The 19,898-nt window shown below is 58.4% G+C and carries 25 protein-coding genes, 2 tRNA genes and 1 pseudogene; 23 read left to right on the top strand and 5 right to left on the bottom strand.

Annotated elements, in window-relative coordinates:
- Nucleotides 1-24 precede the first annotated feature (24 nt).
- Both GKZ67_RS16355 and GKZ67_RS16360 read left to right on the top strand, forming a co-directional pair.
- On the top strand, nucleotides 25-723 hold the full coding sequence (locus GKZ67_RS16355) for a hypothetical protein (RefSeq protein ID WP_173244385.1): 699 nt from the start codon (nucleotides 25-27) through the stop codon (nucleotides 721-723).
- 53 nt (nucleotides 724-776) lie between these two features.
- The gene (locus GKZ67_RS16360; protein ID WP_173244388.1) at nucleotides 777-1,151 is read left to right on the top strand and encodes a hypothetical protein; all 375 of its coding nucleotides are present in this window, start codon (nucleotides 777-779) and stop codon (nucleotides 1,149-1,151) included.
- Nucleotides 1,152-1,231: 80 nt separating this feature from the next.
- Here GKZ67_RS16360 and GKZ67_RS16365 read toward each other — a convergent pair whose 3' ends face one another.
- Complete coding sequence (locus GKZ67_RS16365; protein WP_173244391.1) at nucleotides 1,232-1,696, bottom strand: GNAT family N-acetyltransferase; 465 nt, start codon at nucleotides 1,694-1,696, stop codon at nucleotides 1,232-1,234.
- A 67-nt stretch (nucleotides 1,697-1,763) separates the two neighbouring features.
- Here GKZ67_RS16365 and GKZ67_RS16370 point away from each other — a divergent pair.
- The 8 genes and pseudogenes from GKZ67_RS16370 to GKZ67_RS16400 all read left to right on the top strand — a co-directional run bounded on the left by GKZ67_RS16370 (nucleotide 1,764) and on the right by GKZ67_RS16400 (nucleotide 8,420).
- Nucleotides 1,764-2,962: pseudogene (locus GKZ67_RS16370) on the top strand (class I SAM-dependent rRNA methyltransferase).
- Between the two features lie 15 nt (nucleotides 2,963-2,977).
- The gene (locus GKZ67_RS16375) at nucleotides 2,978-3,781 is read left to right on the top strand and encodes a DUF3800 domain-containing protein (RefSeq protein ID WP_173244394.1); all 804 of its coding nucleotides are present in this window, start codon (nucleotides 2,978-2,980) and stop codon (nucleotides 3,779-3,781) included.
- Between the two features lie 69 nt (nucleotides 3,782-3,850).
- A complete protein-coding gene (locus tag GKZ67_RS24735; RefSeq protein WP_317172167.1) occupies nucleotides 3,851-4,585 on the top strand; it encodes a phytoene desaturase family protein in 735 nt (244 codons plus the stop codon).
- The gene (locus GKZ67_RS24740; protein ID WP_410505082.1) at nucleotides 4,543-5,325 is read left to right on the top strand and encodes a phytoene desaturase family protein; all 783 of its coding nucleotides are present in this window, start codon (nucleotides 4,543-4,545) and stop codon (nucleotides 5,323-5,325) included. Before GKZ67_RS24735 ends, GKZ67_RS24740 begins: the two co-directional genes overlap by 43 nt.
- A 104-nt stretch (nucleotides 5,326-5,429) precedes the next feature.
- Complete coding sequence (locus GKZ67_RS16385; RefSeq protein WP_173244397.1) at nucleotides 5,430-6,095, top strand: carotenoid biosynthesis protein; 666 nt, start codon at nucleotides 5,430-5,432, stop codon at nucleotides 6,093-6,095.
- A gap of 61 nt (nucleotides 6,096-6,156) precedes the next feature.
- Nucleotides 6,157-6,768, top strand: a complete 612-nt coding sequence (locus GKZ67_RS16390; RefSeq protein ID WP_173244400.1) for a hypothetical protein — start codon at nucleotides 6,157-6,159, stop codon at nucleotides 6,766-6,768.
- Between the two features lie 99 nt (nucleotides 6,769-6,867).
- Complete coding sequence (locus GKZ67_RS16395; protein ID WP_173244403.1) at nucleotides 6,868-7,452, top strand: arylesterase; 585 nt, start codon at nucleotides 6,868-6,870, stop codon at nucleotides 7,450-7,452.
- Between the two features lie 185 nt (nucleotides 7,453-7,637).
- On the top strand, nucleotides 7,638-8,420 hold the full coding sequence (locus GKZ67_RS16400) for a hypothetical protein (RefSeq protein WP_173244406.1): 783 nt from the start codon (nucleotides 7,638-7,640) through the stop codon (nucleotides 8,418-8,420).
- 95 nt (nucleotides 8,421-8,515) lie between these two features.
- On the opposite strand, the gene GKZ67_RS16405 is transcribed toward GKZ67_RS16400, so the two are convergent.
- Nucleotides 8,516-8,598 (bottom strand) — tRNA-Leu (locus GKZ67_RS16405).
- Nucleotides 8,599-8,690: 92 nt separating this feature from the next.
- A tRNA-Gly gene (locus tag GKZ67_RS16410) sits at nucleotides 8,691-8,766 on the bottom strand.
- Nucleotides 8,767-9,022: 256 nt separating this feature from the next.
- On the opposite strand from GKZ67_RS16410, the gene GKZ67_RS16415 reads away from it, so the two are divergent.
- From GKZ67_RS16415 to GKZ67_RS16450, 8 genes are all read left to right on the top strand, one after another.
- Nucleotides 9,023-9,586 (top strand): fasciclin domain-containing protein, encoded by a 564-nt coding sequence (locus tag GKZ67_RS16415; protein ID WP_173244409.1) that lies wholly within the window; start codon nucleotides 9,023-9,025, stop codon nucleotides 9,584-9,586.
- A 336-nt stretch (nucleotides 9,587-9,922) separates the two neighbouring features.
- Nucleotides 9,923-10,336, top strand: a complete 414-nt coding sequence (locus tag GKZ67_RS16420) for an energy transducer TonB (protein ID WP_173244412.1) — start codon at nucleotides 9,923-9,925, stop codon at nucleotides 10,334-10,336.
- 26 nt (nucleotides 10,337-10,362) lie between these two features.
- Nucleotides 10,363-10,902, top strand: coding sequence for a hypothetical protein (locus GKZ67_RS16425; RefSeq protein WP_173244415.1), 540 nt, complete (start codon nucleotides 10,363-10,365; stop codon nucleotides 10,900-10,902).
- Nucleotides 10,903-10,975: 73 nt separating this feature from the next.
- On the top strand, nucleotides 10,976-11,434 hold the full coding sequence (locus GKZ67_RS16430; protein ID WP_173244418.1) for a DUF2007 domain-containing protein: 459 nt from the start codon (nucleotides 10,976-10,978) through the stop codon (nucleotides 11,432-11,434).
- A 41-nt stretch (nucleotides 11,435-11,475) separates the two neighbouring features.
- Nucleotides 11,476-12,186, top strand: coding sequence for an SDR family oxidoreductase (locus tag GKZ67_RS16435; protein ID WP_173244420.1), 711 nt, complete (start codon nucleotides 11,476-11,478; stop codon nucleotides 12,184-12,186).
- 48 nt (nucleotides 12,187-12,234) lie between these two features.
- Nucleotides 12,235-12,513, top strand: coding sequence for a hypothetical protein (locus GKZ67_RS16440; RefSeq protein WP_173244423.1), 279 nt, complete (start codon nucleotides 12,235-12,237; stop codon nucleotides 12,511-12,513).
- Nucleotides 12,420-12,935, top strand: a complete 516-nt coding sequence (locus GKZ67_RS16445) for a PA14 domain-containing protein (RefSeq protein ID WP_173244426.1) — start codon at nucleotides 12,420-12,422, stop codon at nucleotides 12,933-12,935. Before GKZ67_RS16440 ends, GKZ67_RS16445 begins: the two co-directional genes overlap by 94 nt.
- A gap of 146 nt (nucleotides 12,936-13,081) precedes the next feature.
- On the top strand, nucleotides 13,082-13,399 hold the full coding sequence (locus tag GKZ67_RS16450; RefSeq protein ID WP_173244428.1) for an OmpA family protein: 318 nt from the start codon (nucleotides 13,082-13,084) through the stop codon (nucleotides 13,397-13,399).
- A 6-nt stretch (nucleotides 13,400-13,405) separates the two neighbouring features.
- Here GKZ67_RS16450 and GKZ67_RS16455 read toward each other — a convergent pair whose 3' ends face one another.
- Together GKZ67_RS16455 and GKZ67_RS23800 are read right to left on the bottom strand one after the other, a co-directional pair.
- Nucleotides 13,406-14,284, bottom strand: coding sequence for an alpha/beta hydrolase family protein (locus GKZ67_RS16455; protein ID WP_317172313.1), 879 nt, complete (start codon nucleotides 14,282-14,284; stop codon nucleotides 13,406-13,408).
- A complete protein-coding gene (locus tag GKZ67_RS23800) occupies nucleotides 14,209-14,913 on the bottom strand; it encodes a hypothetical protein (RefSeq protein WP_254244885.1) in 705 nt (234 codons plus the stop codon). Before GKZ67_RS23800 ends, GKZ67_RS16455 begins: the two co-directional genes overlap by 76 nt.
- Before the next feature lie 252 nt (nucleotides 14,914-15,165).
- Between GKZ67_RS23800 and GKZ67_RS16460 the strand changes: the two genes are divergently transcribed.
- The 5 genes from GKZ67_RS16460 to GKZ67_RS16475 all read left to right on the top strand — a co-directional run bounded on the left by GKZ67_RS16460 (nucleotide 15,166) and on the right by GKZ67_RS16475 (nucleotide 19,860).
- Nucleotides 15,166-16,059 carry an SDR family oxidoreductase gene (locus GKZ67_RS16460; protein ID WP_173244434.1) on the top strand — a complete coding sequence of 298 codons (894 nt, stop codon included), beginning with the start codon at nucleotides 15,166-15,168 and terminating at the stop codon, nucleotides 16,057-16,059.
- 95 nt (nucleotides 16,060-16,154) lie between these two features.
- Nucleotides 16,155-16,457 carry a hypothetical protein gene (locus GKZ67_RS23805; protein WP_254244886.1) on the top strand — a complete coding sequence of 101 codons (303 nt, stop codon included), beginning with the start codon at nucleotides 16,155-16,157 and terminating at the stop codon, nucleotides 16,455-16,457.
- The gene (locus tag GKZ67_RS23810) at nucleotides 16,445-16,723 is read left to right on the top strand and encodes a gluconate 2-dehydrogenase subunit 3 family protein (protein WP_254244887.1); all 279 of its coding nucleotides are present in this window, start codon (nucleotides 16,445-16,447) and stop codon (nucleotides 16,721-16,723) included. Before GKZ67_RS23805 ends, GKZ67_RS23810 begins: the two co-directional genes overlap by 13 nt.
- Nucleotides 16,724-17,117: 394 nt before the next feature.
- Nucleotides 17,118-18,449, top strand: a complete 1,332-nt coding sequence (locus GKZ67_RS16470) for a GMC family oxidoreductase (RefSeq protein WP_317172168.1) — start codon at nucleotides 17,118-17,120, stop codon at nucleotides 18,447-18,449.
- Between the two features lie 76 nt (nucleotides 18,450-18,525).
- Nucleotides 18,526-19,860: a family 1 glycosylhydrolase gene (locus tag GKZ67_RS16475; protein WP_173244437.1), complete on the top strand. Its 1,335-nt coding sequence runs from the start codon at nucleotides 18,526-18,528 to the stop codon at nucleotides 19,858-19,860.
- Nucleotides 19,861-19,898: the final 38 nt, after the last annotated feature.

The following is a 19,898-nucleotide window of genomic DNA, read 5'->3' on the forward strand; positions in this document are numbered from 1 at the left end:
CTGATGACGGCGTTGTTTCTGACTATGCTCGTGCTCTTTGTGCTGAGCTACAAGCTATTTCAGGATGAGAGCGAGCGCCTCAAGGAAGCTAATAAACAGCTAAATGCTCGCCTTGAGCAATTAGATGTTATCCAGCGTATAGAAAATTCTTTACGCACTATGATGAGCGACAAGACATTGTTCCAATACGAGCCGAAATTCCGACGTTATACTTTAGCTAGAGATGTAGCCTTCGTTGGCGGGAAATGGGATTTGTCCTCTCCAGAGAAAGCGTTGCAACATCCTGAAGATGCAAAGTACTTGGCAGCTACTGGTGAGAAGCTTCGAATTATAGTCGATTCGCTACTAATCCTGAAGAAGAGCACACCAAAGCTTAGAGATGTTTCTTACGTACTAGCGATAGTTGGAAGTGCCTCTAATTTATATAAAGACCCATACCATCCAAAATATGACACTTACGCGTACACAAGCTATGAGAATTGGAACTATATACTAAGTTATCAAAGAGCTAAGTCATTATACGACTTTTGGAAAAATAACAACATTGTTGATTTTGATTCCAAGAAGTACCACGACGTAGTTGAGTTAATTTTAGCGGGTAATGGCTTCGGTGGCGTAGGTAGGTATAATGAGAACGGTGCGGAATACAACACTGAGGAATGGAAGAATCAGCGGTTTTTGATTCAGATAATTCCAAAAGTTGGTCGCGTAGTTCTCAAGTGACTTTCACCTTACTCAGTACCAATCTCCCTGGCACACCAGAAATATTGCAATCCATGCACTTACTGCTCTGCTTCCCCGTGGCTCAGCCGCCCGACCAGGTGCTGGCCGGCTTCACCCGCGAGCTGTTTGTGACACTGGCCCCGCCCTTTCCGAAGCTGCATCTAATTCGCTACGACGGCAGCACCACCGGCGACACGGTCATTATCGAGCTGCAAGCCGGCCCCAAGCGCTGGCGCTGGACCTCGCTCATCACCGACAATGGCACCTTGCCGGATGGCACGCGCTACTTCGTGGACGAAGGGCAGCTGCTGCCCGCGCCGCTGCGGCAGTGGCGCCACCGCCACCTCATTGCCCCGCGCCGGGCGGGGGCAGTGTCATCATCGAGGATATTACGTTTAGCACCGGCCGCCGCTGGCTCGATGTGCTGATTTGGCCTACCATGTGGGCGCAGTTCAGTCTGCGCGGGCCAGTGTACCGGAAGTGGTTTAAGTAAGAATTAACGCATTATTTACAAGTCGATTATCATCTTGACGTTGGCCCGCTGGTACGGGCTGGGCGGCACGGGTACGGACCGGAAACCCAGCTTTTTGTAGAGCGTCAGGGCCGGAGTCAGCTGCGAGTTGGACAGCAGCTCGACGCGCTGCGCGCCCAACTGCCGGGCTTTTTGCAAGGCCGCCTCGCCGAGCGCCCACCCGATGCCCAACCCCTGCACTCGCGGCGACACCGCCATTTTGGCCAGCTCATACACGCCCTCGCGCTCTTTAATGAGCGCGCAGGTGCCTACCAGTTCGCCCGCATAGTCTGCCATAAAAATATAGCCGCCCGGTGCCAGAATGTAGCCTTCGGGGTCGTCGAGCATGGCCTTATCAGGCGCCTCGAGGGTAAAATAGCGCGAAATCCACTCCTGGTTGAGCGCCCGGAAAGCAGGCTGGTGCGCGGGCTCGTAGTTCAGAATAGAAACAGTAGCAGGCATAAGGCAGCAGGTGAAGTGACCTGAACGGGGCAAAGTTCGCCTCACCGGGGCCGTACCTTTGCCGGCTATGCCGACTTTCGCCACCATCGTCCTCAAAAACGGAAAAGACCACTCCCTGCGCCGCCGCCACCCCTGGGTATTTTCGGGCGCAATTGCCCGCGTGCAGGGCGAGCCGGCAGAGGGCGAAGCCGTGCGCGTCGAAACCCAGGCCGGCGAGCTGCTCGGCGTCGGCCACTATTCGGGCGGCGGCTCCATCGCCGTGCGCATGTTGGATTTCGGCCCCGAAGCTGAGCTGCCAACGCCCGACTTCTGGGCAAAGCGCCTGGCCAATGCCTACGCGCTGCGCCAGCGCCTTGGCCTGACCGGCACGGCCGATACCAACGTGTTTCGGCTGGTGCACGCCGAGGGCGATGGCCTGCCCGGCCTCATAATTGATGTATATGGCGACGTGGCCGTGGTGCAGGCGCACAGCGTAGGCATGTACCGCGCCCGGCCCGACATTGCGGCGGCGCTGCAAGTCGTGTTTGGCAATAAGCTGCGGGCTATATATGACAAAAGCGCTGAAACAGTACCCGGCCACACCGTAGGCGATGCCAAAAATGGCTACCTCTTCGGCGAAAGCAGCGGCCACGAGCATCTGGTGTCGGAAAATGGCCACCAGTTTGCCGTGGATTGGGAAACGGGCCAGAAAACCGGCTTCTTCATCGACCAGCGCGACAACCGCGCCCTGCTGGCCCGCTACTCGCCCGGCCGCCGGGTGCTCAATACCTTTTGCTACACGGGCGGCTTCTCGGTCTATGCCCTCGAAGCCGGGGCCGAGCTGGTGCATTCCGTCGATTCGAGCAAGAAAGCCATCGCCCTCACCGAGCGCAACGCCGGGCTATCGAGCCACCCGAGCGCCACGCCGCCTACCCCGACGACGTGCTCACCTTCCTTAAAAGCCATTCGGCCGAGTACGACCTGCTGGTGCTCGACCCGCCCGCGTTTGCCAAGCACATGGGCGCCCGCCACGCCGCCCTCATGGGCTACAAACGGCTGAATGCGGCCGGTATCGCGCACCTGGCGCCGGGCGGGCTGCTCTTTACCTTCTCGTGCTCGCAGGTAGTTAGCCCCGAGCTGTTTGAAGGCGCAGTACTGGCCGCTGCCATTGAGGCCGGCCGGCCGGCGCGCATTCTGCACCGCCTCACCCAGCCGGCCGACCATCCGGTGAGTTTATTTCACCCCGAAGGGGCGTACCTCAAAGGGTTGGTGCTGGCAGTAGAGTAGTATTTATTTTGAAGTATGGTACTATCCTATTTCGATGAATCAGGTGACGATGGCTTTCCACGCCGTTCGTCTGACCTGTTTGTGTTAGCCAGCGTTTCTATGCTAGATACGGAATGGAAGTTTAACTTTCAAAAGTTACTTGCTTTCCGACGTGAGCTACTCGGTAAATATAACTTTCCAGTCAAGCAGGAATTTCATACGCGTGAGTTTATCCAGGATAAAAATCCTTATCATGGCAAATACGCTCCTGAAATCAGGCGCGAAATACTTTTTCGCTACATCGCCACTTTGGCTACTTTACGTTTAAAAGGTATTGTGGTAGTAATTGACAAAACTAAAATCAAGAATCAAAAATATCCTGTATTAGAAAATGCTCTTACATATAATATTCAAAGAATAGAAAATAGCCTGTTGAAAGCTGCTGATACCAAACAACAAAGGGCTGAGCAGTTTATGATTATCACAGACGAAGGCAGAGTAGGAGCAATGACTAACGTATCACGAAAAATACAGAAGATAAATTATATACCCTCCCAATACGAATCCTCAAGCACCCGCCAGGAAATCCGGCTACTGGTGGAAGACCCTTTGCCGAAAAATTCCGCACAATCCTATTTTATTCAGGCAGCTGACACACTAGCCTTTATCACGATGCTTTATGCTACCAAGCATTTGTGCACCAACTTAGAATGGGCTAATCGGGTAAAGCGAGTACTTGCTGAGCAGGATGCTGTATTATTGATGGAGGCAGCCATTCCAATTCTCAATACCAAAGCCAGTAGCAGTAATCGCTACGGTATAGTTTGCTACCCTCGCTAAAAAAAACACCACCTACGGCCCATTCGGACTTTCAGTGGTTCGCCGCAAATGTACGGAAAATCCAGGAGTTTGTCGAAACCTGCCGTTGCCATTATCGGCGCGGGCGTGGCGGGGCTGGCGGCTGCCGCGCGGCTGGCCATTGCCGGGCACCCGGTCACGGTATTCGAGGCCAGCGGCTCGTTTGGGGGCAAAATGCAGCAGTTTGAGCTGCCGGGCGGCTACCGCTTCGATGCCGGGCCGTCGCTCTTCACGCTGCCGCAATTGGTAGACGATATTTTTCGGCTGGCCCACCGCGAGCCCACCGACTACTTCCGCTACGAGCGCCTCGACCCCATTACCAACTATTTTTTTGCCGACGGTACGCGGCTGACTGCCTGGGCCGACGCAGAAAAGTTTGCGGCAGAAGTGGAGCAAAAGCTTGGGGTGCCGGCGGCGCAGGTCACCAATTTTCTGGCCCGCAGCGGGCGGGCGTATGACGCTACAGCCGGCACGTTTCTGCATAAGTCGCTGCACAAACTAGGCACCTACCTCAGCACCGAAACGCTGAAGGCCGTGGCGGCCCTGCCCAGTCTGGGTCTCACGGGCACCATGCACGCGCGCCACGCCAGCGCCTTTGGCAACGACTCCAGGTTGGTGCAACTATTTGACCGCTACGCTACTTACAACGGCTCCGACCCGTACCAAGCCCGGCTACGCTCTCGCTCATTCCGCACCTCGAGCACGGCATCGGGGCCTTTTACCCCGAAGGCGGCATTTATGCCATTGCCCAAAGCCTGCACCGGCTGGCCGAAGAGTTTGGGGTAAAATTCCGGTTCAACGAGCCCGTGCGCGAAATCCTGACGGCCGGCGACCTCATCACCGGCCTGCGCACCGACCAGGATGTCTACGATTTTAGCCTGGTAGTGAGCAACATGGACGTGGTACCTACTTACCGCCACTTGCTCCCGCACCAGCCCGCGCCCGAGCGCACCCTGGCGCAGCCACGCTCGTCATCGGCGCTTATTTTTTACTGGGGCATCGCCCGTGAGTTCCCCGAGCTGGATTTGCATAATATAGTATTTTCTGAATATTACAAGCAGGAGTTCGACGCCATCTTCCAGCAGCAGACCGTGGCCGACGACGTGACGGTGTACGTTAACATTACTTCTAAAAAAACGCCCACCGATGCCCCGGCCGGCCACGAAAACTGGTTTGTGATGGTGAACGTGCCCCACGACCAGGGCCAGGATTGGGAGGCGCTGACCGCCAAAACCCGCCGGGTAGTGCTAGCCAAGCTTAGCCGCACGCTGGGCGTTGAGCTTGAGCCCCTTATTAAAGCCGAAAGGCAATGGACCCCTCCCGGCATTGCGGCCGACACCTCGTCGTTTGGCGGGGCGCTGTACGGTAGCTCCAGCAACAATGCGCTGGCCGCATTTTTACGTCACCCCAACTTTTCGAGCCGGCTGAATGGGCTGTACTTTTGCGGTGGCTCAGTGCATCCGGGCGGTGGTATTCCGCTGTGCCTGCTTTCGGCCAAAATTGTAGCCGAACTCATTTCTAATTAAAAGTTAAAAACACAAATTAAAACTATGCTCTATTGCTTTGATATTCATTGCAATATGCTTCATAGCTTTTGATTCGTGCTTTTTGATTTTTGATTTCCTTCACCATGGAGTTTTCAAATTCACCCGCTACGGCGGTTTCCACCGGGCGGCTGCGGCTGGCGCAGGGGCTGGTTTTATTATTTCACCTCACGGGCTTCGTGGGGTTGGCTTTTAGTCAGGACAAGGCCTTTTACCTCAAATACACTCCGCTTACGCTGCTGCTCACGGCGGGGCTGCTGGCAGCATTTCAGCCCATGCGGGGCCTGGTTTTCTGGCTATTTGTGGCCCAGACATTTTTGCTGGGAATGGTAGCCGAGGTGGTAGGCACCAATACCGGCCTGCTGTTTGGGCACTATATCTACGGCGCCACGCTGGGGCCGCAGTACATGAGCGCGCCGTGGCTTATTGGCCTCAACTGGGTGCTGGTTACGTACCTGGCAGGCACTTTGGCAGCTTACCTGCCGGCTTCGGGGGTGGTGCGGGTGCTGGTAGGCGCCGTGCTGATGGTAGGCTTTGACCTGTGCATGGAGCCCGTGGCCGGGCGCTACGATTTCTGGCACTGGACCGGCGATTTAGTGCCGCTGCGTAATTTTCGCGACTGGTTTTTGCTGGCGCTGGTACTGCAGGTTTTATTTGTGCGCACGCCCTTTCTCAAGCGTAACCCGCTCGCACCGATGGTGTATCTAGTACAGCTATTGTTTTTCTTTGGCCTGGGTTTATTGGCTCCATGAGTTAGCCCGAAATGGCCTGCCCTGACCCTACCTTTATTTCTTTCCGACGATTTATCCTTCTATGAAATCGACTTCTGCCCTTACCCCTTCACCTCCTTCGGCCACAATGCAGTTGTTTCGGCAAGCTGGCTTTCTGGCCCCTACCAACAGCCAACTAGCACAGGCCGAGGGCCTTACAATTACCGAGTTCAGCTCCCGCTACCCCAGCCGCGCCGATTTTGTACTGCATGCCACCCTGGCCGATATTGAGCGCCAAAAGGCCGACCACCTTCGCCTGTATGAGCACTATTCGGCAGCTGTAGAGCGCCTGTATGGGCTGCTGAACTACGCACTTATTGACCTGACCGACCTCAACCCTTTGTATTTGAATGAATTGCCTAGCTTTCCAAAAGTATGGCAAACTTTTCAGGACCATCTGGCTTCCTATTCCTCGCCCCAGCTGCAACAGCTGCTCAACGAAGGTATCCGACAGAAGCTTTTTCGGAGCGATATAAATATTCAGCTGGTTACGATTATACTTTTACAACAGCTTACCATGGTACTTACGCCCGGCGTATTTCCGGCCGCAATACCAGTGGCGGAAATATTTCGCAGCATTTTTTTGTATTACATCCGCGGCCTTTGCACCGAAGAAGGTGCCCGCCTGGCAGCCGAGCATTTTGCCCGAATCTAGCTAAAGCTTAGTCACTTATTGGCGGGGCTTACCCGCACTGCAGTATCCCGCTGCCTGGCTTGCAAAGGCCTTGCAGCGGGATTTTGGTTACTCAAATATATGAAAAATATAATTTTCTTCGGCGATAGCCTCACGGCCGGCCATGGGCTGCCGGCTGCGGCCAGCTTCCCTGCGCTTATTCAGGCCAGGCTGGACGCTGCGGGCCTGCCCTACCGGGCTTATAACTACGGCATTAGTGGTGAAACCAGCGCTGGCGGCCGTCAGCGCCTAGCCAGCATGCTCGCTCGCCACTCAGTAGATGTCTTTGTATTGGCGCTGGGGGCCAACGACGGGCTGCGCGGCATTGCGGTACGCGAAACCACGGCCAACCTGCGCTTTATACTGCAAGAGGTGCGGCGGCAGTTTCCCGCTGCCCAGCGCGTGCTGGCCGGCCTGCAAGTGCCGTTCGACCTTGGGCCACTGGGCCTACCGGGGCTCGGCCGCTATGCGCAGGAGTTTGGCAGCCTGTTTGGCAGCTTGGCCGGCACCGAAGGGGTAGCCTTTATCCCATCGCTGCTGGCGGGTGTGCTGGGCCGCCCCGAGCTTAACCTGCCCGACCGTGTACATCCCAACGCCGCGGGCCAGCAGGTGCTTGCGGCCAATGTCTGGGCCGTGCTGGAGCCGCTGCTACGGGTGCAGGCGTAGGAGCCTGCCATCGGTGGCTGCTGCCACCAAGCTGCGGGCCGATACTACCGCCGGGTTATCGGCAAAGACCGGACTTCTCCTATGGGTAAGAGTAAATACATAAAATCAGGCTCTTTCCGGTTGACTAATGCACCAACTTTTGCGGCACACCGGCAACTCAGGCCTAAAGCTACTCTTTGAGGTTTATGATAAAATCAGCATTTATAACTGTGGGGCTGTTGGTTAGCAGCCGCTTAAGCTACGCCCAGGGCCACCCACAATTAATTTCTGACTTTCGCCAGACCTCCGCCGTAATTGACTCTGCATTCGGACGTTGTAGTGGAGATACGGGCCCCGGAAACTGCACCACTATTGCGCTCATTAAAGCCGCTTTGGCGGAGTTTGGGTCAATCAATGCCGTTTTTACCTCGTTTCGACGAGCTGAGGATAGTACACGCTGCACTTTTCATGACGGCACCCGCGTGGCCGTGGGAGCCGGCGAGTTAGATACGGTACGGAAAATGGCCGGCATCAAGGCGCTGAAAGGGCAGACATCTACCTTTCAACAAGATGCCCTCACAATGTACACCCTTATCTGCAAGCGAATGTGGGTGTTGCACAAGGACTTTACGGACCGGAACAACGCGAAAGGCGGGTGCGTGAAAAGCTTTACGAACGCGGTTTCCTTACTTGATTCTGGCTACCCTACACGTGATGCCTATCGTCTGCTGGCCTTACATGCAGTTTGGATTACTGACTATAGCCTGTTGGCTACCACACCAGCAGCCGTCATCTACTGCGGGCCGCACGCTGCTTTTTGCACAATGGGCCAGCAAGACCGGTTTGGTACTACCTTCAACATCCATCAGGTTGAGACCATGAAAGCGGGGAAGCCTACCGCCCGCTGGATGATGGGCCGGGCGAAGAAGAACGGCCTCATCCCTGAAAGCCCCATTATAGGAGCCTACCAGCTTGCGCTGCCCGACTAACCAGCTGATTCAGTGACGACCACAGCTGGCAACATAGGCCCCGCCTGCCTTTAAATGATAAAACCCCGCTTGCAGGCCGCAAACGGGGTTTTTCGTACCAGAGACGGGACTCGAACCCGTAAGCCCGTGAAGGCAAGGGATTTTAAGTCCCTCGTGTATACCATTCCACCACTCTGGCGCGGGGCACTTTGCCATCAAAATTAACGATAAAATCGTTGCTCTTTGATATAAACAAAAAAGACGCTGCAAGTACGCAACGTCTTTTTTGTTTGGAGCGGGAGACGAGGTTCGAACTCGCGACCTCGACCTTGGCAAGGTCGCGCTCTACCAACTGAGCTACTCTCGCTTGAGACTTGTTCGCCGCGGTGGCGAATGGTGGTACAAAGGTAGGCAAAAGGTCGATACTGTCAAGAGCAAGGCTATTTATTTTTAATACCCCGGGGCTTTCCGCTTCATTTTCAAGGGGAAAATTTTTTATTTTATGGCCATTGCCGGCAAGTTGCGCCTTTTTTTCATTTTCTCAGAATCCAGTTGGAGAAGAGAGACCGTAAGTGGGTCAGGTTTAAACCTCAACAATTCACTTCCTTCTTTTCCCATTCCAGATGAAATTTTCTTTTGCATCGCTGGCCCTGGTGGCTCTCCTTGGCACCGCCAGCATTCACTCAGCTTCGGCCCAAAAAGCTAATACGGTCATGGTTGGCGGCGCCCCAATGTACCCAACGAAAAACATTATTGAAAATGCCGTCAATTCGAAGGACCACACGACGCTGGTAGCGGCCGTGAAGGCCGCTGGCCTGGTCGAAACGCTGTCGGGTCCCGGCCCATTTACTGTGTTTGCCCCTACTAATGAGGCCTTCAACGCCCTACCGGCTGGCACGGTCGATAACTTGGTAAAGCCCGAAAACAAGGCTACCCTCACCAAAATTCTGACCTATCACGTAGTAGCTGGCCGCATGACGTCGGCCGACCTGATGAAAGCCATCAAGGCTGGCGGCGGAAAGGCTACCCTCACCACCGTGAGCGGCGGCACCCTGACGGCGATGATGAAAGGCCCGAAAACCATTGAACTGAAAGACGAGAAAGGTGGTATCGCCACCGTAACCATTGCCGACGTTATGCAAAGCAATGGTGTTATCCATGTAATAAATAAAGTATTGATGCCCTAACCGGCGTTATTACTGACCCACAAAAAATCACTGGCTACCCAAAATGGGTAGCCAGTGATTTTTTGTTTCGTGCGGCAGCGTTTTGACGACTGGCCTAAGGGTGCTATCTTGGTTCGCCAATTCTGTTTTTCATCCTTTTCCCACCCCCATTCTATGTTTATTTCTACTCGCTATTGTATTTGTACTTTTTTGTTATTTCTCAGCTGCCTGCTTATTAGCCAACGTGCTGATGCCCAGAAGCTGCGGGAAACAAAATTTGAAAAAGGATTTATTGAAAAAGGCCAAAAAACTGGTATTTGGGAATACTATGGGTACACGCCTTCGGGGGAAAAAGTAGTGCTGCAGCGCTACGACTACGACAAGCAAAAGCTGCTGTATTTCCGGCCGGGCCCCGACATCACGTGCCACGCGGAGGTAAGCCCCGGCAAGTGGAGCTACGTGCATCCCGACCAGCCGCCTTTGTTTGTGGGCGGCGACGCTACGCTGTCGCAATACACTACCCAGCTGAATTACCCCCAGGCGGCTATTTCCCGCAATATTCAGGGTAAGGTAGTGGTTGGCTTTCTGATAGATACGCTGGGACATACCAGCAATCATCACCTGGTGCAGCGCATCGGGGGCGGCTGCGATGAGGAAGCCCTGCGCGTAGCTCAGCTGGTGCCCAATCAGTGGATACCGGCCCGCGTGGGCCACCGGGCCGTGCCGGTGGAGTACGAGCTGCCGCTCAACTTTCGGCTTGCCCAACCCTGACCCCCTTGTGGCCGTAGCAGGGCGCTATGAAAGCATCCTATAGTAAGTCACTGTGCGGACTTCTGTTGAGCGCACTGCTCACAGCCTGTGACTCGACACCCCGCGAGCGCCAGGAAATAGTGCGTCAGGAAATGAGCAAGCTCGATACTGCGGCACATACTACCGGCCGCACCCTGAGCCGCCTGGGCCACCAGACAGCCCGCTTCGACTCGGCCAACCATGCCCGGCGGGCCGTGCCATTGGCCCCGCAAAAACAAAGAATCGTGGACCAGGAGCTGCTGGGCAGCTACGCCGGGCAAGTGAGCAGCCTCACGCCAGCCACTATTGCCGGGGCTTATGGGCAGCTGCTGCGGGCTACCCGCGTACGCCAGGGCACCTGGCAGGCCCGCGACTGGGATTATGCCCAGGATACTTATCGACGCCTGAATGCTCAGCTGGCCCGCATCCGCCTGGACCTGCCCGCCCGTGACGAGCTGCGCATCCGCGCCTGGCAAGCCGAGTTTACGGCCCTGCGGGCCAAGCGAACGGCCCAGGACCTGCACGCCGCCACGGCTACCAAAAAATGATTATGGCCCACCGCTTGTTAGAGACTGGGATGGGCCGGCTTCAGTATCTTCTCCGGCAACTGACTGTTCCGCTATGACAACTAACTCTACTACTTCCCGGTCGGACAATATTATCGTGCTCGACTCGTACTACGAGCCGCTGGCTGCCCATCTGGCCCGCACGCGGCTGGAAGCGGCTGGCATTCCGTGCTTTCTTACCAATGAGAACCTGGTATCGCTCAATCGGATGTATAGCCCCGTGGCGGGTGGCGTGCGGCTGCACGTGTATGCGCGCGATGCCAGCAGGGCAGCCGAAGCGCTGCGCGAGCCGGCCGTGATGCAAGCCGTGCGCGGCGGACTAGCTGAACCTGCCGCCGCCCCGACAACGCAGCCCGTGACAAACTGCCCGCGCTGCGGCTCCGACGAAGTGAGTTTCGACGCGGCTGCCCGGCCGGGCGCGGCTCACTGGTTTGTGGCCCTGCTGTCGCGGCTGCGGCGTTATCCGCTGCAAGGCCGGGCCTATCATTGCTTCCACTGCGGCCTCAATTTTTGAAAAGCGGCAAACCCGACGCTCCGGCCGGCAGTTTAAGCCATATGCACACACACAAAGTCGCTCTTATTACGGGAGCTAATAAAGGACTGGGCCTGGAAATAGCCCGCCAGCTGGGCCAGCAGGGTATTACGGTGGTACTTGGGGCTCGCCCCGGCAAGGCCGATGGCCCGGCCGCCGAGCTGCGCCAGCAGGGCCTGGACGCGCACGCGCTGCGGCTCGATGTGACCAATGCTGCCGACATAGCAGCCCTGCCAGTCTATTTCGAGCAAACATTCGGCCGGTTAGATATTCTAATAAACAATGCGGGCGTGCAGCTAGATGAAGGATTTGATATCAGCCCTGACACGCTGCGGCAGGTATATGAGACCAATACTATTGCCCCGTACGCTATTACGCGGGCGCTGCTGCCGCTGCTGCGCGAGGCCCCGGCCGGGCGCATTGTGAACCAGAGCAGCATTCTGGGTTCGCTCACGGCTATCAGCCAGGGGCAGGGCGGCAGCTGGGCCACGCCGGGATACACGTCCTCCAAGGCGGCCCTGAATATGCTGACCGTGGTGCTGGCCCAGCACCTGTCCGACACGAATATCAAAGTGAATGCCGCGCACCCCGGCTGGGTCAAAACCGACCTGGGCGGCTCCAATGCGCCGCTCGACGTGAGCGAGGGTGCCAAAACGGCCGTGCGCCTGGCGCTGCTGCCCGCTGATGGGCCCACCGGCGGCTACTTCCACGATAGCGAGCACCTGCCCTGGTAAGCAAGCTACTGGTAGCAACTATTTATAGCAAAATGCCATCTTTACTGCATGATGCGGTACGGATGGCATTTCTGCTGGTGGCTGCTGGGCTTGCTGCCCCTGTGTGCGGAGGCACAGGTTCGCAAGGGCGGCGATGGCCTTGTGGGAGTGTACTACGATGGCCGCAACTTTGAGCGCAAGGTACTGACCCGGCACGACCCGGTCATTAACTTCGACTGGCATCAGCAGCCCCCGTGCCTGGCCTGGCGGCCGAGGATTTTTCGGTGCGCTGGACGGGCTGGCTCGTGCCGCCAACTACCGGCCGCTACGTGCTACACCTCAGCGTAGACGATGGTATCAGGCTATGGCTCAATGGCCGCGAGCTGCTGAATGAGTGGCAGGGGCAGCCCCTTAGCTACTATCAGCTGGCCGTGAACCTCAATGCCGGAGAGCCTTACTCGCTACGGATAGACTACTGCCAGTATTCCTTCTCCACGCGAATGCGGCTTGCCTGGGAGACGCCCGCCGTACCTACTACCCCCAGCAGCTGGCGCAACCTCTGGGGCATAATCGAAGAGCAGGCCGGGCCCGCTGTTATTCCGACGCGCTACTTATTTAGTCAGCTGCTGTTGGCCAGCGCGCCGGCCCGGTCGACACCTCCTGCTCAACCAGCAGCCCCTGCGCAGCTCCGTACGGCTGAGGCGCCCGCCCCGCGACCAGCTTCACCTACTAAAACAGTTCTGCTTGCAGAACCGGCAGCTGCCCCCTGAAGACGCATTCCCGGAGCTACCTGGCACTGGCAACTGCCCCTCCGCCGGTTACCCGCCCAACTCCTACCGAAGTTCCAGCCGGGCCGGACCAGACAAATGTCCTGGCCGCGCGCCTGGCTGCCGGGCAAGCCGTAACGCTGCCTGACTTGTATTTTGAGCAAGGCCGGGCCGATTTATTGCCACCCGTGCGGGCCCGCCTCGATACATTGGCGGCGGCGCTGGCCCAGCGCCCTGCTCTGCACCTGGAAGTGCAGGGCCACACCGACAACCAGGGCGACCCTTTTATCAATCAACGGCTTTCGCGGCAGCGGGCCGAAGCCGTGTGCCAGTACCTGGCCACGCAGGGAGTGGAGGCTGCCCGGCTGCGGGCCGTGGGCTACGGCGGCACCCGCCCGGTAGCCGACAACAACCAGCCCGACCAGCGCCCGCGCAACCGCCGGGTGGTGCTGCGGCCACTACCCTAGCGCGCCCTACTGCGCCGCAGTGACTACGCCCCGGCGGCTCCGACTGCGCAGCGGCGTAAGCGCCTTGGGGCGCGGGGCGGGGCGGCGCACCGTTACGGGCTGCTGGGTTTTAAGCAGGCGCGAGCGCTCCAGCAGCCAGTCGCGCAGGTACGTGAGGCCCTGAGCAGAAAAGGCGGCCTGCCGCTCGCCCCCCACAATGGGCCATTGGGCGGGGTCATCCTGAAACAAGTGGTTGACGCCGGCCAGGCGATGGGCCTGCACTGCCTGACCTGACTGGCGCAGGCCTTTTTGCAGCAGCGACATGTTGCGGCCGGCAGCCACCTGCAAATCGGCGGTGCCGTTGAGCAGCAGCACCGGGCAGCGCACCAATGGCAGGCGCGTGGCGGGGTTAAAATCGAAGAAGAACCGTGACCACGGCGAAGACAGCTGGGCGGCGCGGGCGCGGGCCATAGGCTCATCAAGGCCCGTGTTGCTGCTACGCAACAAGCTGATAATCTTGGTCCGGGCGGCCGTTTGGTTGGGCGTCTGGCGCACAGTTTCTACCAATTGGTCAAATAACCCCTGGGCCGCTTTTACCTGCGCTCCATCGGCGCCGATAAGGCGCATAATCTCGCCCTGCTGACGCCGCAGCACATCGCGGCCGGGCTGCCCGTAGGCAGCCAGCGAAACCACAAAATTGGGTGCCTCCAGCGGCTCGGAAGCGGCCAGCAGCGCAACGTTGCCTCCTTCGCCGTGGCCCAGCAGGCCCACTTGCTGCGGCGCAATAAGGGGCCGTCCGCGCAAAAAAGCCAGGGCTGCCTGGGCATCGGTTACAAACTCGGGCGTGGTAGCGCGGCTATAGTCGCCGCCCGACTTCCCCACGCCCCGGTCGTCGAAGCGCAGCACGGCAATGCCGCGCCGGGTGAGGTAATCGGCCAGTATACCAAATAAATGGTAGCCCTGCACATCGGCTTCGCGGTCTTGCGGCCCCGAGTCGGAGAGCAGCACCACGGCCGCAAACGGCCCTCCCCGCTGGGCACGGTGAGCGTGCCGCTAAGCTTGATTTTCGCTATAGCGTTGGGAAAGGTCACTTCCGACTCGCGGTAGGGCGGCGTAAGGCGGAGCTTTTTGGCAGCCTGCGCAGCTACCGGGGCAGTGCTGCGCTCCAGCACCAGGTCGGTTTTGAGGCCCGGCTGCTGCCAGGTACCGCTGAGCTTGTCGCCACCAGCCAGCACCTTCCCCACAAAGCTGCTGCCCGCCTGCTCGATGCGCAAGGTCAGGTTATCGTCTTTGAGCTCGACCTCAACGGGCATGCGGCTGATGCGCTGCTGGGGTACGTCCAGGGCCGCATAATACGTGCCGTTGCTGAGCGGCACAATGGTAATAGCCAGCGTAAGCGTGCCGCCGGGTACTTTTAGCGGGCCCTGCCACTGTCCGTTCAGGCGGGGCGGCTCGGCGGCAGGGCGGCCAGCAGCGCCGGATGCTACCCCAACGGCCCACGCAAACAGTATCAGGAAAAGTAAGGATTTCTGCATAAATTTTCACTCTGTGAAGGGTTGCGAACGGCACGCGCACAACACCCTGCAAAATACCGGCGAACAGCCGCTTCAGCCCCGTTTGGGTGGCTGGGCTACTTACTGCTTTCATAAGCTTTTCGGTTTTAGAGAGCGCTAAATCAGCGAGTTGCCCGCTCCAGCTGGTGCGTTAATAAATTGCCCGCAGCCGGCTCGCTGACCACGCCGCAGGCTTTTGCGTAAACGCGGGCATCGTTCCTATTCTTTTCTACTATGCCAGCCCGTCAACCTGCTCCGCCGAAGCGCCCTACTGCGAAAGACATGAAGGAGCACGCCCAAAAGCTCCCTTACCCTGCCAGGCAGGCCGACATGAAATTTCAGCCGCAGAGCAGCCTGGCTGCGTACCGCGCCGCCGGCAAGCTCGAAGGCAAGGTGGCGCTTATTACCGGGGCCGATTCAGGTATCGGCCGGGCCGTGGCTATTGCCTTTGCGAAGGAAGGTGCTGACGTAGCCATTCTATTTAATGAAAACCAGGAAGATGCCCAGGAAACCAAGCGCCTCGTTGAGCTGGAAAAGCGCAGGTGCCAGGTGCTGCAGCTAGATGTGCGCGACCGGGAGCAGGCCTTCCAGGCCGTGCGGCTGGTGCGCCAGGAGCTGGGCGGCCTGAATATCCTGGTCAATAATGCCGCTTTTCAGATGGCCCAGGAGAAGTTTGAAGACATCCCGGAAGCCCAGATTCGGCGGGCTTTCGACACCAATATCATGGGGTATATGTGGATGGCGCAGGCCGCTATTCCGCACCTGCAAAGCGGCGACTGCATCATCAATACGGGTAGCATTGTGGGTATTGTGGGCATTCCGATTCTGGTCGATTATGCCTGCACAAAAGCTGGTATTCATGCGCTTACGAAGTCGCTGGCGCTGTACTTGGGAGAGCGCAACATTCGGGTAAACTGCGTAGTACCGGGGCCAGTCTGGACGCCCAACATCCCGGGAACCATGCCGCGCTCCGAGATTGAGAAGTTTGGGCACGAGGTAGCGCTCAAACGCCCCGGCCAGCCCGAGGAGCTGGCGCCCGCTTACGTGCTGCTGGCCTCGCAAGACGGTTCCTTTATGACCGGGGCGCTGGTGCACGTAACAGGTGGCAAGCTAAGCAGCGACGAATAAGCGCAGCGCAAACATCTGCGCTAGTTTACCGTTCAGGTTGAAGCAGGGCAGTTAAGCACCGGCTTACTCGCTTTGCTTCAACCTGTTTTCTTGCTATGACCTCTCAGGAACTGCTGCCTACGGCGCACGTATCGGCGGCTACCCGTGCTGCCCTCACCGAGCGCCTGGCCGAAACCGGCGCGCCCTACACCCCGCAGTTTCTGGCTCCCGAAGCTTATCAGCTCCTTGTAGCCGTAGCCGCTCGCCTGCTACCCCAGTCCGAGCGCCCGGTGCCCATTCCGCTGGCCCCGGCCGTAGACCGCCGCCTGGCGGAGGGCCGGGCCGATGGCTGGCGCTACGATGCCCTACCCCCGACCGTGAAGCCTATCGCCTCGGCCTGGGCGGAGTGCAGGAAATAGCGCAGGCGCTATTTGCTACTGCTTTTGAGCAGCTCGCCGGCGATAAGCAGGACGAGGTGCTGGGGGCCCTGGCCGGCGGCAACCCGCCCGGTGTTACCTGGCAAACGCTGCCCGCCGACCGTTTTTTTGAAGAGCTGCTGGCCGAGCTGACCGAAACCTACTATGCCCACCCTTGGGCGCAGGATGAAATCGGCTACGTAGGCTACGCCAACATGCCGACCTGGACTAGAATCGGGCTGAATGAAAAAGAACCCCGCGAAGCATAGCCATTTCCCTATTCTGACCACCGTCTTAGAAGCTTATGCCCGACGAAGAAATTGCTGAGGAAGGTATCCTTAGCCCTGCCGAGCCCGCCGTTCAGGACCCTTTACTGCGCGAGCTGCTGGCCGAAAGTGCGCCTTTGACTGCTCCTATTGACACCCCGCTGGAAAAGCCGCAGCCCGTGCCGGCTGCCAGTGAGACGGTCGACTGCATTGTTATTGGCCTGGGGGCGGGCGGCGCGCCGCTGCTGGCCCGCCTGGCGCAGGCCGGGCTCAAGGTAGTGGCGCTGGAGGCCGGCCCTGGCACAATCCGCAAACCGACTTCGCTACCGACGAAAAAGCCCAGGACTTTTTATTTTGGAATGATGAGCGGCTGGCGGCCGGCCACGACCCGCTGGCCATGGGTAAAAACAACTCTGGTACCGGCGTGGGTGGCTCTACCCTGCATTACACGGCCTACACGCCCCGCCCGCTGCCCGACGACCTGCACCTGCGCCGCGATTTTGGCAAGGGGGAAGACTGGCCCCTTACCTACGACGACCTCGCCCCGTACTTTGAAGAAGTTGAGCAGTTTTTAGGTATTTCAGGGCCAACGCCTTATCCCTGGGGGCCCGCCCGCCCCAAAGGCTACGCTCTGCCGCCGCTGCCCCTCAACAGCGCCGCGCAGCTAATGGGGCGTGGGGCCGAAAAACTCGGTATTCTCACTTCGCCGGCCGCCAACGCAGCCCTGGCCAGCCGCTACTACCAGGAGGGCGTGGGCTGGCGCGAAGAATGTATCAAGTGCGGCTTTTGCCAGGCCGGCTGCGCTAATGGGGCAAAAGCCAGCATGGATGTCACCTTTATTCCGCTAGCCGTGAAATACGGGGCCGACATTCGGCCTAATAGCTTCGTAACCGAGATAGAGCGCCACGCGGACGGGAATATTAGCGCTGTTATATATAAACAAAACGGCCAGACGCATCGACTGGCCTGTAACCACCTGTTTTTATGCGGCGGCTCGGTGGAAACGCCCCGGCTGCTCCTGCTCAATCAGCTGGCTCTCACCAGCGGCCAGGTGGGCCGCAACCTCATGGCCCACCCGGGCGTGCAGGTGTGGGGCACGTTTGCCGACGAGGTGCGGCCGACCAAGGGTATTCCGGGCGGCTTGATTTCGCAGGATACGCACCGGCCCAAGGATGCCGACTTTGCGGGCGGTTACCTCCTGCAAAGCATTGGCGTAATGCCGGTTACGTTTGCGGGCCAGGTAGCGCGCGGGCGCAAGCTCTGGGGCCAGGCCCTGCGCGACTATATGCGGCAGTTCAATCACATTGCGGGCATCAATATCCTCGGCGACTGCCTGCCGCACGCCGATAACTACCTGGAGCTGAGCGAGGAACAGGATGCCCGCCAGCTGCCCAAGCCGCGCCTGCACTTCACGGCCCAGGAAAACGAGCTGCGGATGAATGCCCACGCCGAAAAAACGATGCGGGCCATTTGGGAAGCAGCCGGCGCTACCGACATCTGGGCCTTTGGGCGCTACGCCCATGTTATTGGCACGGCCCGCATGGGCCTGAGCGGCGACGATGCCGTGGTGGACCGCGATGGCCGGGCCTTCGACGTACCCAACCTGTACATCTGCGATAACTCGGTGTTTCCGAGCGCGCTCAGCGTAAACCCGGCCCTCACCATCATGGCCCTGAGCCTGCGCACGGCCGACAAGTTTTTGGAGAGGCAGAAAAGGCGGGACCAATAAAGCAGCTTACAATGAGAGGGCGCAACCATCAAGCTCCTTTCTTACTGGCTCACTGCTCATCGCTAACTATTTCTTTATGAAGTCTTTTCTCACCGAGATAAAAGAGCATTTCGGCAGCGGCAACTACGAAGGTGATGAGTTTGGCGGCGCCACCGGCCACAACGGCAGCGGCCTGCCGACAGGCCTGCCCAACAACTTCATGTTTGCCACCGGCATTGAGTGCAGCTACCCTACCATCGACCACGGCCGAACCCGGCGCGACCTACTAGCCGAATGCGACCATTACAACCGCTACCAGGAAGACCTGGGCCTGGTAAAAGAAATGGGCCTGAAAGTGCTACGCTACGGCCTGCCCTACTACAACATCCAGCTCAGCCCCGAAAAATATAACTGGGAATTTGCCGACCTGGCGATGGCCGAGATGCAGCGCCTGGGCATTACCCCGATTCTGGATTTGATGCACTTTGGGGTGCCCGACTGGCTGGGTAACTTTCAGAACCCCGAGCTGCCGGTACACTTTGCGGCTTACTGCGAGGAGGTAGCCAAGCGCTACCCCTGGGTGCGCTACTACACGCCGGTAAACGAGATTTATGTCACGGCCAAGATGAGTGCCAAAGACGGCAGCTGGAACGAGCAGCTGAAGACCGACAAGGCATTTGTCACGGCGCTCAAACACACCGTCGCCGCCAGCATTATGGGTACGCAGCGCATTGCCAAGCACCGGCCCGACTGCATTATCGTGCAAAGCGAGTCGGCCGAGTTTACCCACGAGCTGCGGGCCGAGCGCACCCCCGCCGTGCAGCTGGAAAACAAGCTGCGCTTTACGGCCCTCGACCTGCTCTATGCCCATCAACCCGAAGGTGAAGTAGTAAACTACCTTTACGACAATGGCATGACGCGGCGCGAGTACGACTGGTTTATGGCCGGCGAGCCGCCCGGGTACCAGGTAATGGGCAACGACTATTACGGCCGCAACGAAAAGATTGTGCTGCCCAACGGGGAAATCTGCACCAGTATGGACGTGCTCGGGTGGTACACCATTACCCACGACTACTACCAGCGCTACCAGAAGCCCGTGATGCACACCGAAACCAATGTGCTCACCGCCAGCGAAGGCCCTACCTGGCTCTGGAAGCAGTGGGTCAACATCTTGCGCATGCGCAAGGAAGGCGTACCTGTGCTGGGCTTTACGTGGTACTCGCTCATCGACCAGATTGACTGGGACAAGGGCCTGGCCCAAAAAACCGGCACCGTAAACGCCTGCGGCCTGTTTGACCTCGACCGCAAGCCCCGTGCGGTAGCGGAGGCCTACAAGATGCTGCTGCGCGAATATGGCCAAATTACTATTGTTCCGCACGGCGAGCTGTTTGAGGTAACTACCCGGCCGGCTACGCTGAAGGTAGAGGTGTAGGCCCGCCAGCTGGCGGCTGGCAGCCTATTTTTGCGAAC

Source organism: Hymenobacter sp. BRD67, assembly GCF_013256425.1.
Taxonomy (GTDB): domain Bacteria; phylum Bacteroidota; class Bacteroidia; order Cytophagales; family Hymenobacteraceae; genus Hymenobacter.